Origin of the sequence: Kitasatospora sp. NPDC056783 (assembly GCF_042789895.1) — a bacterium.
Lineage (GTDB): Bacteria > Actinomycetota > Actinomycetes > Streptomycetales > Streptomycetaceae > Kitasatospora.
Map to the genome: position 1 here is coordinate 1 of NZ_JBHUAF010000231.1, position 13,545 is coordinate 13,545.

A 13,545-nucleotide genomic window follows, 5' to 3' on the forward strand; every position below is an offset into this window, starting at 1 on the left:
GCGCGGGACACCGTGGGTGGGTCAGGCGCCCGTCGTCAGGAGACGGTTGGCCAGGGCGTCGGCGAGGCGGTAGGCCTCGTCGGCGGAGAGGGTGCGGCAGATGGCGTCTGCCAGTTCCTCGACGTTGTGCCAGTCGACGGCGCCGAGTTCCTCCTCCGAGGAGGCCGGAGTGGCCGGAGTGACCGGGGAGGCCGGTGCCGGGTCGTCCGACGGGGTGGCGACGACCCGCTGTTCCGGCATCGGGACGGACTCGGAATTTTCCGCGGAAAATCGGTCGGGGCGCTGAGCGGGCTCAGGGCTCGCGGCCGAGGAGCGGGGCGCGGGTGCGGGCTCCGGCGCGGGCTCCGGCCGGGGGGTGGCGGGAGCCGGCTGGGCCGCCGGAACGGGCGCGGGCGCCGGGGCGGCGGCGGGCTGCGGCGCGGGAGCGTCGACAGTCGCCTTGGGAGCAGCGGCAGCGGCCTTGGCCTGCTGCTTCGCCGCCCGCCTGGCCACCACGGCCTCGGCGTCGGCCTGGAGCAGCTGCTCCAGCTCCGCCGCCTGCTCGGCCAGGGACATCGCGTCGATGCCCTTCACCGAGCCGAGCCGGCGGGCGACGTTGATGGAGACGCCCTCCTCGCCACGCGCCTTGGCCCGGACCTGCCGCTGGAGGTCGGGGTGGAGCTTGAGCAGGTTCTTGCGGTGCGAGATCCAGCTCTGCGACCAGCCCTCGGCCTCGGCGGCCTCCTTGGCGGTGGGGTACTGCGCCACGATGAGCAGGACCGCGTTGGCCTCCTCGATCGGGTCGAAGTCCTTGCGCGCCATGTTCTCGTCGAGCGCGGCCCGCAACAGGGTCGCCTTGGACTCGGCGACCGAGTCGTCCACGACGACGAGCAGCTGCTCGCGCCCGTACAGCTCGGCGGCCGCCCGACGGCGGTTGCCGTTGACGACGATCACGTCCTCCGGGCCGGCGCCCAGCTTCTGCCGGTCCTCCGGCCACAGCCGCAGGTAGGCCTCCGGGGTGACGGCGAGGCAGCTCTGCAGCTGGCGGTCCTTGATGCTCGCCAGGTCGGAGAGGTCGCCCAGCTCGTCGCGGGGGTTGCGCGGGTTGGGCAGGCAGCTGGCGGTGGGGATCCACCGGGCCGCCGGGGTGTTGGTGGCGCCTTCGACCCCGGGGGCGTCGACCACCGGGTCGGCGGCCATCGAGGCGAAGGAGACGCGACGGCCTGCCATCAGCGGCCCCCGTAACCGAGCTCGAGGGACAGGCGGAAGAAGTCCTCGCGGGCCCGGTAGGCGGTGCCGCTCTCCTTGTACTGGGTGACGACCGTTCCCTCGGCCACCGCCCGCGAGTGGATCTTGTACCGGCGCAGGACGGTCTTGGCGCGGGGCCAGCCCTTCGCGGCGATGTACGCCTCGGTGTCCTCCAGGTCGGCACGTCCGTCGCGCGGGTCCCAGTTGTTGACGACGACCCGGAAGGGGATGTCCATCGGCTCGATGACCTTCTGAATGGTCCGGGCCGTCGGGTCGAAGCACAGCGGCTCGGTGATCATCGGGACCAGGACGTCGTCCGCGATCTCCAGTGCCCTGCGCAGGATCTCCTCATCGGCCAGGGTGCCCGGCGTGTCGATGAAGATGTGCTGGTACTCGTCCTTCTCGCCGAGGACGTCGAAGGTGCACGCCGCGAGGTTGACCGTGGTGGTGGTCTTGCCCACGCCGCCCTTCTGGTTGGCGATGACGTGGACCTTCGCGCCGGTGTTCTTCAGGTTCACCAGCAGCTCGGCATGCTCGTGCGCCGCCATGAAGTCGAAAGGCAGGTTGTCTCCCACCCGCTCCGCCCAGACGACGGCGGACCCCTGGGGGTCGGTGGACACGACAAGCACGGATGGCTTCATGATGTTCCGTTCTCTCCGTGGGCTTCCCGGGCCGAGTGCCCGGTACTGCGGATGCCCGCCGCACAAGCCGTGGGCAGCGGACGGACAACAGCATTCCAGATGATCAGCCCGAAGCCCGACACGACCCGCCCGTGCCAGAGCAACGATCCGAACACGAAATGGCGAGCCGTGCCGGGCCGGATATCCGGGAAGTCCGCCCTGCCGAGCGCTTCTGACCTGCGAACTTCCGGAATTCCCAGGCGCAGTGGTGTTCCGTCGACAGGGGGGGCGTCAATGCGTCAGACCGCTCCCCCGTCAGTTCCGGGCGAGCAGGACGACGCTGCCCCCGAGCACGCCGCCTCCGGCCCGGCGTCGAGGTGACGCTCCGGTGAGCGTTGTGGAGCGTTGGTCGATCATCGGACAGGAGGGTTGTGGGCCCGGGCGAGGGAACGAGATCGTTCGAGGCGCCACCCCACCCCTGCCGCCCGCCGGAGAACCCCGTGACCGATCCCGCGCCCGCCTCGCTGCCCTCCCCGCCCTACTACGCCGTGATCTTCACCGCCCTCCGGACTCCCGGCGACAACGGCTACCAGGAGACGGACGACCGGCTGATGGAACTGGCCGCCGACCAGCCGGGCTACCTCGGTATCGACTCCGCCCGCCGCGCGGACGGCCTGGGCGTCACGGTGTCCTACTGGAAGGACGAGGCCTCGATCGCCGCCTGGCGGGAACACGCGGACCACGTCCTGGCCCGCGAGCACGGACGCGAGCACTGGTACGCCTCGTACGCGCTCCACGTGGCCAAGGTCGAACGGGCCTACGGATTCACCCGCCCGGCCGACCGGTAGACCCCTGCGACGCGCCCGTGCACAAGGGGACCCTCAGCCGGGAATCGGTGCTCAGGGCCATCGAGGAGTGCGACGAGGCCGGAGCCGACGCGTTCCGCGAGACGTACGGCTTCGGCAGGGCCCGCGTCTACGTGCTGCACCACGAGGGGCGCACCTACGACTCCAAGGCGATCGCCGGGGTCGCGCACCGCCACGAGTACGGACGCGCCCTCACCAGCGAGGAGTTCTCGGGCGGCAAGGCGGCCGCCGTGGCCTGGCTGGAGCGCGTCGGCTTCGTCGTGGAACGGATCCGCTGACGTGCCGGCCCGGCTGACGGCGGGCAGGCCGGCGGGCGGGGGCTACAGGGTCCCGGCGTCCGGCCAGTGGGACCAGTGGGTGTTCGGGGCGAGCGTCGGCCGGTAGCGGGCCGGATCCCCGGTATCCAGCACCTCGGCGATCATCCGAAAGGTCTCGTGCGCGCCGGGCATGACGTCCCCGAAGTCCTCCGGCTGGTTCCATTCGTCGAGCCGCAGCAGCTCCGGCAGGTCGGCGGGGACGTCGGCCCGCAGCTCCGCCTCGTCGGCCAGCAGGAGGTCCCGGTTGGCCGGCGCCAGCAGACGGAACACGTCCTGCAGAGGTGTGCCCGCATGCGCGTCGACCGTAAGCGCGGTGCGGCGGACGACCACCGGGACCCCTCCCGCGTAGACCTCGGCGCCCTCGGGATCGATCTCCTCCATGTTGTCCACCCTCGGCAGGAAGTCGCCGAATCCGGGCTCGCCGCGGGTGAGACAGTTGGCGAAGCGGTGCACGACGTCGACGAGGTTGCCGCCTCGCGGGTTGTAGCCCAGCAGTTCGGCGACCACGGCCCAGCGCGAACTGTCACCGAACAGGTGGAGCCGCGCGTCGACCGGATAGAAGTAGCCGTTGTCCAGGTCGGGAAACTCCGCCCGTTCCGCGCAGAGGTCGAACTGCCCGAGGATCGACGAGGTCGTCATCACGGGCCCCAGGATAGGACCGGCCGCCCGGCCGCCCGTCGGCGGGAGCCCCCTGACCCGTGACCGGAATCGTGCCCCCGGGTGGAACGGTCGCGCCACGATGGGGGTTCGACCAGCACGAGGAGGACGCCATGAGCGCCAGGATCCACCGCGACGACCAGGGCCGGTGGCGCGACCAGCGCGGCCGGGGAACACGCGGCCCCAATCGGGTGCCCAGGCACCCGGCGATGCCGCTGCCGGACGAACTGCCGACGGCGGAGGGGCGGGAGGACGAGGCGCCCCCGCCGTCCGACGGCGCGAAGCCGCCTCAGGAGCAGCATCAAGACCCGCCTCAGGACCGGGCTCAGGACCCGTCGGCGTAGGCGCCCGGGACGGGCACGGCCCGGTGGGCCAAGGGGCCTGCCGGGGCGCGGTGTTCGGCGGCCGCACCGGATGGCGTAGTACTCCTCGCGCGGCCCGCGGGCGTTGAGAAGACTGGCCAGCGTGGCCCCCATCGAGAACGCCGAAACCTCCCTGCACGAGCGGGTCCTGGTCGGCGCGCTGCGGGCGAGGGCCGCGCGCGGCAGGCTCACCGCCGAGGCCGTGGTCCTCGACCAGGGGCGCCTGCAGACCCCGTCGCCCTGGCCGGTCGGCATGCCCCGGCGCGGCAACGGCGGCGCGGGCTTCCCCAACGCGTGGCGTGTCGCCCGCCGCTCGCCCGGCCTGGCGTACACCGAGGGGTTCGCGATCGAGGAGGACGGCACGGTGTCCCGCCACGCCTGGTGCGTCGACCGGCACGGCCACGCCTTCGACCCGACCTGGCCCGACGGTCGCGCCCGCGCCTACGCCGGGATCGCGATGGCCACGGGCTGGGTCGCGGCCGTCCAGTGCCGCACCTGCACGCGCACCCGGTTCCCCGGCGTCCTGGACGTGACGCTCCAGCACACCAGGGACGCCGACCGGGTCCTGACGTACGGGGTCCCGGAGCCGGACCTCCTCGTGCTCGGCCGGGCGCTGCCGGCCGGCTCCCTCGCCACCGCGACGCCGCCGCGCCGGGAGGCCGGGACTCCCGAGCTGGCGGCCTGAGCCGCCCGCCGGGCGGCGCGGTACGCGCCGGCACATTCCCACGGAAGGTCAAGGGCCGGCAATTCCCGGCTGCCCCGCAGGTCGGCAAGTGTTCTTTCCCGATTCGACGGCGGCGCATTCGCCGCAATCCGCGGAGTGCGCCCGTTCGCGCCCTTGCCGGTTTTCCGCGCGTGGCTACCATGTTCACGCAGAGGGTTTCCGTCGCCAGGGGGGATGGATCATGTCCGGAGGGTACGGCGCAGGACCCGCATCGATCAACGGAAATGCCAATCTGCTGCTGGAGATCGCCGGCCTGCTGCGCGCCGGGCGTCTGGACGGGGAGACCGGAACGTCCGCCCGGCTACCCCGGTCGCACCGTGAAGTGGCGGTCAAGGTCGAGGAGTTCGCCAGGTTCGCGGTCGACCAGTACGACGACCTGGTGGTGCTGCTCACCGCGTTGTCCACGGCACTGAAAACCACCGGCGGCAATTACACCCGGGCCGAGGCCGACGTCGCCTCCAGTCTGGCGGCATTCGTCGATTCCTCTCACTACATTCCGCCGACCGCGGCCGGGACGGTGTGACCGGTGACCTACTACACGGATGTCAAATTCCTTGAGGACTGCAGTGCGCCGCTCATCGAACACAACGCACTGGAATTCAGACGGATGTGCGCGCTGCTGCAATCCGTCCAGCCGGTGGTGAAGAAGGCGAACGAGGTCCACTGGACCAGTGACCACCGCCCGCAGTACGAGGCCCGGCTGCGGGACGTGGCCGGGCTGGTCGACGGCCTGTACACCGGTTTCGACCTGGCCTGCCGGGCACTCCAGGGGTACGCCGACGCGGTCGTGCTGGCGCAGGGCCACCTGAAGGCCGGCAAGGAGGCACAGCGGCGGCTGGCCGACGTGATCGCGCGCGAGGCGACGCCGGTGACCAGGACGGCGCAGCGGGCCGAGCCGATGCGCCAGTGGGAGGACCTGCGCGGCACGACCGGCGTCCTGGACTTCCTCGCCGAGCTGACCGTCGACGTCGACGCGATCAGGGACGAGGCGAACCGGCTGCACGATCAGGCGTCGGAGGCGTTCACCCGGGCCCGCGACGCCGAGCGGGGCGCCCGCGAGCTCTGCGTCGGCAGTCTCAGGCTCGCCCGCGAGTCCGTCCCGGACTTCCGCGTCGGCTACCAGGACGCCCGGGCGCTGATGCAGCGGGTGGACGCGCTGGTGGCCGCCGAGGTCGCGGAGGCGGCCTCGGACCCGACGGTGCGGCTGGCCGGCGCCGGGCCGAAGGTCGACACCGTCCCCGCCATGGGGCCGGACGTCGTGGTGAGTTCCCAGCTGCTGCGGATCACGGCCATCTGCGAGGGGCTGCCGCCGGGCGTCAACAACAACTACTGGCTGACGTCCACCTCGGACAAGGACCGCCAGGACTGGATCAAGGCGAACAGTACGATCATCGCCGCCGCGGCCCGGCAGAGCGGCCTGCCGCCGGACATGGTCGCCGGGATCGCCTGGCAGGAGGTCGGCGGCAAGGGGCGGGTCTTCGACGACCTGGCCGGCGGCGCCCGGGGCCTGGCCGAACAGCCCTGGTTCCCGGTGATCCCGAAGTACCTGCCGGGCCGCCTCGGCGGTGAACCGGACACCACCTCGTACGGGCCGTTGTCCATCCAGGTCCGGAGAGCCGCCGAGGTGCTCGGCTACGACTCGGCTAACCTCACCGACAACCAGCGGGAGCAGGTGGTGGCGGCGTTGAAGAACCCGGCCACCAACATCTTCATCGCCTCCGGCTACCTGGCCCAGCTGAAGGCGGAGAGCGGGTTCGCGGACGTCCCGGCCGACCGGATGACCCCCGAGCAGTACCAGGAACTGGCGGCCCGCTACAACGGCGGCCCCGGCTATGAGAGTTCCGACGCGCAGGCGTACGGCCAGGGCTTCATGACCGACCTCGACCGGGCCAGGGAGGCGATGAAGTGAGCGCACCGCCCACGACGGCCCGGCGCGGCCCCTCGGCCGCGACCGTCGCCAGCGCCGCCGTGCTGTGCCTGCTGGAGCTGGGCGCGGCCTTCGGCGCGTACTCGGCGCTGGCGATGCGCCCCGACGGGCCCTGGGACGACGACGTGCTGCTCGCCGTCGAGATCGCGGCCTACCTGGCGATCGGGCTCGCGCTGCCCGCGCTGGGCCTCACGGTCCTGGCGGTGCGCCGAAACTGGCTGCGGGCCTGGTGGTTCGTCCTGCCGGCGCTGCTGCTGGCGGTGGCGGTGGCCCGGCTGATCCACATCGACCAGGCGTACCCGCTTCACCGGGTGTAGAGCGCGGCGGCGCGGCGGGTCGCCTCGGTGAGGCGGGCGCGCAGTTCGGGCGGGTGGAGGACCTCGGCTTCCGGGCCGAGGCGCAGGAGTTCGAGGTAGCCGATCTCCCAGTTCTCGACCGGCAGGGTCACGGTGACCCAGCCGTCGGTGTCCGGGGGGCCGGCGGTGGCGAGGGCGTCGGCGGCGGCGACCGGCTCCAGCAGCGCGGCGAGGTTCCCGACGGCCGTCGGGCTCAGCCGCACCTCGGCCCGCTCGCGCAGCATGGCGCGGGTGAACTCCCGTGCCGCGGCTGCCCAGTAGGCGGCGAGGTCGAACTCCGGGTCACGCTCGAACCGTTCGCCGCCGGCCTCGGCGGTCTCGAAGCGGTCGACGCGGTAGGTGCCGACCCGGCCGGAGGCGCCGCGCGCCGCGAGGTACCACTGCCCGGCCTTCAGGACGAGTCCGTACGGTTCCAGGCGCCGCTCCCGGGTGCCGCCGCGCGCCGCGTAGCGGGCGTGCAGGACGCGCTCCTGCCACACGGCCCGCGACACCTCGGCGAGCAGCGGCGGGGCGCCGGCCTCGCGGAACCAGGCCGGTGCGTCGAGGTGGAAGCGCCGGCCGGCGGCCGCGGGGGCGTCGCCCAGCGCGGCGGCGACCTTCAGACGGGCGGCGAGGGCCTGCCCGGCCAGGCCCATGTCGCGCAGCGGGCCCGGGAGTCCGGCCAGGTGCAGCACTTCGGCCTCGGCCCGTTCGAGGCCGGTGAGGCGGGTGCGGTAGCCGTCGACGAGCCGGTAGCCCCCGCCGCGCCCGCGCTCGGCGTACACCGGCACCCCGGCCTCGATGAGCGCGGCGATGTCCCGTTGGACGGTGCGCTCGGAGACCTCCAGTTCGGCGGCGAGCTGCGTGGCGGTCATCGCCCGCCGGCCCTGGAGGAGCAGCAGCAGCGCGATGGTCCGGCTCCCCCGCATGCCGCACTCCCCCCACCGTCGGTTCGCCCGCGTCTCATGGGCTCGTCCGCTGGTGATCCTAGGCCGCCCGAAGCCACCTGGGAGCCGTCGGTTCGATGGGCCGGACGAAACGCCGGTATTTGACTAAATGTACCAACCTTTTACAAATCGGTGCTTTGCTCTGCCACCAGAAGTACGTCTCTTGTCGAACCTCGCTGCCACCGCGGTCCTGCCCTTAGCCGCTGTGTGTGGCGGCCTGGAGGGGAGTTCCCGGAATGATGTGGTTGAGACGGTGGAAGCGATCCACCTCGCACGGCCTCGGCGGCATAGCGCGGCAGACGCCGGGGGCCGCCGAATGACCGCCATGATGCGCGGCCCGGGGCGACACCGGGCACGGCGGCTCCGGTCGGGAGCGGTGGTGGGCGCGCTGGCGCTGATGGCGTCCACGATCGGCGTCGCGGTCACCGCGTTGACCCCGGCGCCCGCGCAGGCAGCCGTGCCGACCGTCACGTGCACGACGAGCCCGAACATCTTCAACACCGGGTACGACGCGGCGACCGGTGGCGTCCTCGCCGACGGCGCGAAGGACGCGAACTGGGAGGTCGCCGGTCCCTTCGCGGCCACGGCTTCGGTCGCGCCGCCGCCGGCTGGCGCCGTGTTCGCCCCGGCCAACGTGGCCAACCTGGTCCCGAGCGTGTGGGCTGCCAGCCCCTACCAGAACGCGCAGTGGATCTCACAGCAGACCAAGGCCGCACCGGACCAGGGCCCGACCAACGGTGACTGGTACTACCGCTACCAGTTCGACCTCTCCCCGTCCGTCAGTCCGTCCGCCTTCGCGCTGTCGATGAACTTCCTCGCCGACAACGCCGTGGCCGAGGTGTACGTCAACGGGGTCGCCCAGTCCAAGCAGACGACGGGTCTCCCGCAGACCACGTTGACCGCTCCGCCGCCGGCCGGGCAGATGACCGGCGTCTACTACTACGCGGGCTTCACGACGGCGAACGCCGCGCAGACGACGCTGAAGAACAACTGGCAGACCGGCCTGAACACGATCGCCGTGCAGATCAAGTCCGGTGCGAACGCGGAGGGTTTCGACGCGCAGGTCCGGCCGAGCGTCCTGTGCCCGGCCCCCTCGGTGTCGCTGAAGAAGACCGCGACGGTCACCCCGGCCGCCGACCAGACGGGCGCGAAGGCCGGTGACACCATCGCCTACTCGTTCGCGGTCACCAACACCGGGTCGACACCCCTCGTGTCAGTGGCGGTCGACGACCCGGCCCTCGGTACCGTGACCTGCCCGAAGCCGCCGGCGCCGGGCCTGGCCCCCGGCGCCTCGGTCACGTGCACGTCCACGGCGACCCACACCGTCTCGCAAACCGACGTGGACGCCGGGTCGGTGACGAACACCGCGACCGCGACCGGGACCAACGACGTCGGCATGACCAGCCCGCCCGCCTCCGCCACGGCGACCGTGCCGGCACAGAGGTCGGCGCCGGCCCTGTCGGTCAAGAAGTCCGCCACCACCAGCCGGCCGGACAGGCTCGTTCTCGGCGAGCAGATCACGTACAGCTTCGTGGCCACCAACACCGGCAACGTGACGCTGAAGGACGTCAAGGTCACCGAGGGCGCGTTCACCGGCACCGGCACCCCGCCGGTCGCCACCTGCCCCGCCGCCGAGGCCGCCTCGCTGGCGCCCGGTGCGTCGATGACCTGTACGGCCACGTACACGGTGACCCAGGCCGACGTCGACGCGGGCTCGGTGAAGAACAGCGCCACCGCCACCGGCAACCCGCCGACCGGCCCGCCGCCGGTCTCACCGCCGTCCGAGGTCACCGTCCCGGCGCCGAGCGACCCCGCGCTGACCGTGGTCAAGACCTCCTCCACCGACAAGCTGGCGGTCGGCGAGAAGATCACGTACGGCTTCCGGGTCACCAACACCGGCAACGTCACGCTCAAGGACGTGAAGGTCACCGAGGGCGCGTTCACGGGCAGTGGCAAGCTCGACCCCGTCACCTGCCCGAGCGGCGCGGCCTCGCTGGCGCCAGGGGCTTCCGTCCTCTGCACCGCCGCCTACACCGTCACCCAGGCCGACGTCGACGCCGGTTCGGTGAAGAACAGCGCCACCGCCACCGGCACCCCGCCGAGCGGTCCGCCGCCGGTCTCCCCGCCGAGCGAGACCACCGTGACCGCTCCGAACGAGCCCGGCCTGTCCGTGGTCAAGACCGCGAGCAGCAGCCGGCCGGACAGGCTCGTCGTCGGAGAGAACGTCACCTACGCGTTCGAGGTGAAGAACACCGGGAACGTGACCCTCAAGGACGTCAAGGTCACCGAGGGCCCGTTCACCGGCACCGGCACCCTCTCCCCCGTCACCTGCCCGAGCGGCGCGGCCTCGCTGGCGCCGGGTTCGACGGTGAGTTGCACCGCCACCTACACCGTCACCCAGGCGGACGTGGACGCCGGCTCGGTGAAGAACACCGCGACCGCGACCGGCACCCCGCCCAAGGGCGAGCCGCCGGTGTCCCCGCCGTCCGAGGTCATCGTCCCGTCGCCGAGCGACCCCGCGCTGACCGTGGTCAAGACGGCCTCCACCGACAAGCTGATCGCCGGCAAGGAGATCGCCTACACGTTCGCGGTGAAGAACACCGGCAACGTGACGCTGAAGGACGTCAAGGTCACCGAAGGCCCGTTCACCGGCACCGGCCAGCTCTCGCCGGTCACCTGCCCCACCGCCGAGGCCGCCTCCCTGGCCCCCGGCGCCACCATGACCTGCACGGCCACCTACACGGTGACCCAGGCCGACGTCGACGCCGGCTCCGTCAAGAACAGCGCCACCGCCACCGGCACCCCGCCCAGCGGTCCGCCGACGGTGTCGCCGCCGGGCGAGGTGACCGTCACCGAACCCCCGGCGCCCGCGCTGACGGTGGCCAAGACCTCCTCGACCGACAAGCTGGTGACCGGCGAGAAGATCACCTACCACTTCGCCGTCACCAACACCGGCAACGTCACCCTCAAGGACGTCAAGGTCACCGAGGGCGCGTTCACCGGCCACGGCAAGCTCGACCCGCTGACCTGCCCGGCGGAGGCCGCCTCTCTCGCCCCGGGTTCCAGCGTCACCTGCACCGCCACCTACACCGTCACCCAGGCGGACGTGGACGCGGGTTCGGTGAAGAACAGCGCGACCGCCACCGGTACTCCGCCGAAGGGCGAATCGCCGGTGTCCCCGCCGTCCGAGACGACGGTGACCACGACCGACGGACCCGGCCTGACCGTCGCCAAGACCGCCTCGACCGGCACGCTGGTCGCCGGCGAGACCCTCGTCTACAAGTTCGCGGTGAAGAACACCGGCAACGTCACGCTCAAGGACGTCAAGGTCACCGAAGGCGAGTTCACCGGCCACGGTGCCCTCTCCCCCGTCACCTGCCCCGCCGCCGAGGTGGCCTCCCTGGCCCCCGGCGCCACCGTGACCTGCACGGCCACCTACACGGTGACCCAGGCCGACGTGGACGCCGGCACCGTCAAGAACACCGCCACGGGTACCGGCACCCCGCCGCGCGGCGAACCGCCGGTCTCCCCGCCGTCCGAGACGACGGTGACGACGGACGACGAGCCCGGCCTGACCGTGGTCAAGACCGGCCACAGCAGCAAGCCGGACGAGCTGATCGTCGGCGAGCAGGTCCGGTACGACTTCGCGGTCACCAACACCGGCAACGTCACCCTCAAGGACGTCAAGGTCACCGAAGGCGAGTTCACCGGCCACGGTGCCCTCTCCCCCGTCACCTGCCCCGCCGACCAGGCCGCTTCGCTGGCCCCGGGCGCGTCGATGACCTGCACCGCCACGTACACCGTCACCCAGGCGGACGTGGACGCGGGCTCGATCAAGAACAACGCAACCGCGACCGGCACCCCGCCTCGCGGCGAACCGCCGGTGTCCCCGCCGTCCGAGACGGTCGTCCCCGCGCCGGAGAAGCCCGCGCTGGCGGTCGTGAAGACCTCCTCCACGGGCAAGCTCGTCGCCGGTGAGGAGATCACCTACAAGTTCGCCGTCACCAACACCGGCAACGTCACCCTCAAGGACGTCAAGGTCACCGAAGGCGCGTTCACCGGCCACGGCAAGCTGTCCCCCGTCACCTGCCCCAAGGAGGCCACCACCCTGGCGCCCGGCGCCACCGTGCTCTGCGCCGCCACGTACACCGTCACCCAGGAGGACGTCGACGCGGGCGCGGTGAAGAACAGCGCCACCGCCACCGGCACCCCGCCCAAGGGCGTGCCCCCGGTGTCCCCGCCGTCCGAGACGACGGTGACGACCGACGACGAACCCGGCCTGACCGTGGTCAAGTCGGCCACCACCAGCGGCCAGGGCGACAAGCTGGTCGCCGGCGAGACTGTCACCTACAGCTTCGCGGTGCGCAACACTGGCAACGTGACGCTGAAGGACGTCAAGGTCGCCGAGGGCGAGTTCACCGGGCACGGCAAGCTCTCCCCCGTCACCTGCCCGGCCGGCACGGCCTCGCTCGCGCCCGGCGCGACCGTCACCTGCACCGCCACCTACGTGGTGACCCAGGCCGACGTCGACGCCGGTTCGGTGAAGAACACCGCGACCGGCACGGGGACCCCGCCGCGCGGCGAACCCCCCGTGTCCCCGCCGTCCGAGGTGGAGCTGCCGCAGGCGCCGAAGCCCGCGCTCACGGTGGTCAAGTCGGCGCAGACCGAGAAGCCCGGCAAGCTCGTCGCCGGTGAGACCGTCACCTACGGCTTCGCCGTCACCAACACCGGCAACGTCACCATCAAGGACGTCAAGGTCACCGAGGGCGAATTCACCGGGCACGGCAAGCTCTCCCCCCTCACCTGCCCGAAGGACGCGTCCTCGCTCGCGCCCGGCGCCACCGTCACCTGCACCGCCGGCTACAAGGTCACCCAGGCCGACGTCGACACCGGCACGATCAGGAACACGGCCACCGCCACCGGCACCCCGCCGCGCGGCGAACCCCCCGTGTCCCCGCCGTCCGAGGTCACCGTTCCCTCCAACGGACAGGGCGCGCTCGGCCTCACCAAGTCCGCCCAGGTCACCGACGTCAACGGGAACGGGAAGACCGACGCCGGGGACCGCATCGACTGGAAGTTCACCGTCGCCAACCAGGGCACCCTCACCGTCACCGACATCAAGGTCGACGACCCCACCGCCGGTGACGTGACCTGCCCGAGGACGAGTCTCGCCCCGGGTGAGGTGATGGAGTGCGGCGCCAAGTCGCACACCATCACCGCCGAGGACGCCACCCACGGAAAGGTCGTCAACACCGCCGGCGCCACCGGCAAGGCGGGCAACAGCGTGATCACCTCCCCCGAGGCCACCGCCACGGTGAAGGTCGAGCACGATGACCCGGCCACACCCACCAACCCCAGCAACCCCACGGCCCCCAAGCCGTCCGGACCGCTCGCCCACACCGGCGCCGCCGTCCTCACCGCGACCGCCGTCGCGGCCGTGCTGCTGATCATCGGGGCCCTCGCCCTCGGCCTCAGCAGGCGCCGCCGCAACCGCTGACCGACCCGACCGATCTGACCGAACAACCCGCTTAACCGGCGCCCGCCGGGGCCACGGAACCCACCG

At 72.2% G+C, this 13,545-nt stretch carries 11 protein-coding genes and 1 pseudogene; 8 read left to right on the plus strand and 4 right to left on the minus strand.

Annotation, left to right across the window (positions count from 1 at the left end):
• Window positions 1-21 precede the first annotated feature (21 nt).
• Both ACFRMQ_RS27005 and ACFRMQ_RS27010 read right to left on the minus strand, forming a co-directional pair.
• Window positions 22-1,209 (minus strand): ParB/RepB/Spo0J family partition protein, encoded by a 1,188-nt coding sequence (locus tag ACFRMQ_RS27005; RefSeq protein ID WP_380733238.1) that lies wholly within the window; start codon window positions 1,207-1,209, stop codon window positions 22-24.
• A pseudogene (locus ACFRMQ_RS27010) lies at window positions 1,209-1,721 on the minus strand (ParA family protein); the annotation flags it as partial. The gene ACFRMQ_RS27005 and the pseudogene ACFRMQ_RS27010, both read right to left, overlap by 1 nt.
• 626 nt (window positions 1,722-2,347) lie before the next feature.
• On the opposite strand from ACFRMQ_RS27010, the gene ACFRMQ_RS27015 reads away from it, so the two are divergent.
• A complete protein-coding gene (locus ACFRMQ_RS27015) occupies window positions 2,348-2,695 on the plus strand; it encodes an antibiotic biosynthesis monooxygenase family protein (RefSeq protein WP_380733239.1) in 348 nt (115 codons plus the stop codon).
• A gap of 17 nt (window positions 2,696-2,712) precedes the next feature.
• Window positions 2,713-2,991, plus strand: a complete 279-nt coding sequence (locus ACFRMQ_RS27020) for a hypothetical protein (protein WP_380733240.1) — start codon at window positions 2,713-2,715, stop codon at window positions 2,989-2,991.
• A gap of 42 nt (window positions 2,992-3,033) precedes the next feature.
• Here ACFRMQ_RS27020 and ACFRMQ_RS27025 read toward each other — a convergent pair whose 3' ends face one another.
• Window positions 3,034-3,669: a DUF7003 family protein gene (locus ACFRMQ_RS27025; protein WP_380733249.1), complete on the minus strand. Its 636-nt coding sequence runs from the start codon at window positions 3,667-3,669 to the stop codon at window positions 3,034-3,036.
• Between the two features lie 131 nt (window positions 3,670-3,800).
• Between ACFRMQ_RS27025 and ACFRMQ_RS27030 the strand changes: the two genes are divergently transcribed.
• The 5 genes from ACFRMQ_RS27030 (at window position 3,801) to ACFRMQ_RS27050 (ending at window position 7,017) form a co-directional block, all read left to right on the plus strand.
• Window positions 3,801-4,031, plus strand: coding sequence for a hypothetical protein (locus ACFRMQ_RS27030; protein ID WP_380733241.1), 231 nt, complete (start codon window positions 3,801-3,803; stop codon window positions 4,029-4,031).
• Between the two features lie 121 nt (window positions 4,032-4,152).
• Window positions 4,153-4,734, plus strand: a complete 582-nt coding sequence (locus ACFRMQ_RS27035; RefSeq protein WP_380733242.1) for a hypothetical protein — start codon at window positions 4,153-4,155, stop codon at window positions 4,732-4,734.
• Window positions 4,735-4,954: 220 nt separating this feature from the next.
• Entirely contained in the window at window positions 4,955-5,296 is a 342-nt protein-coding gene (locus tag ACFRMQ_RS27040) for a hypothetical protein (RefSeq protein WP_380733243.1), read from the plus strand.
• An 84-nt stretch (window positions 5,297-5,380) separates the two neighbouring features.
• Window positions 5,381-6,682: a hypothetical protein gene (locus ACFRMQ_RS27045; RefSeq protein ID WP_380733244.1), complete on the plus strand. Its 1,302-nt coding sequence runs from the start codon at window positions 5,381-5,383 to the stop codon at window positions 6,680-6,682.
• Window positions 6,679-7,017: a hypothetical protein gene (locus ACFRMQ_RS27050; protein ID WP_380733245.1), complete on the plus strand. Its 339-nt coding sequence runs from the start codon at window positions 6,679-6,681 to the stop codon at window positions 7,015-7,017. Before ACFRMQ_RS27045 ends, ACFRMQ_RS27050 begins: the two co-directional genes overlap by 4 nt.
• Here the strand turns inward: ACFRMQ_RS27050 and ACFRMQ_RS27055 are convergent.
• Window positions 7,005-7,964 carry a helix-turn-helix transcriptional regulator gene (locus ACFRMQ_RS27055; RefSeq protein WP_380733246.1) on the minus strand — a complete coding sequence of 320 codons (960 nt, stop codon included), beginning with the start codon at window positions 7,962-7,964 and terminating at the stop codon, window positions 7,005-7,007. The genes ACFRMQ_RS27050 and ACFRMQ_RS27055 overlap by 13 nt on opposite strands.
• A gap of 334 nt (window positions 7,965-8,298) precedes the next feature.
• On the opposite strand from ACFRMQ_RS27055, the gene ACFRMQ_RS27060 reads away from it, so the two are divergent.
• Window positions 8,299-13,479, plus strand: a complete 5,181-nt coding sequence (locus ACFRMQ_RS27060; RefSeq protein WP_380733247.1) for a hypothetical protein — start codon at window positions 8,299-8,301, stop codon at window positions 13,477-13,479.
• Window positions 13,480-13,545 lie beyond the last annotated feature (66 nt).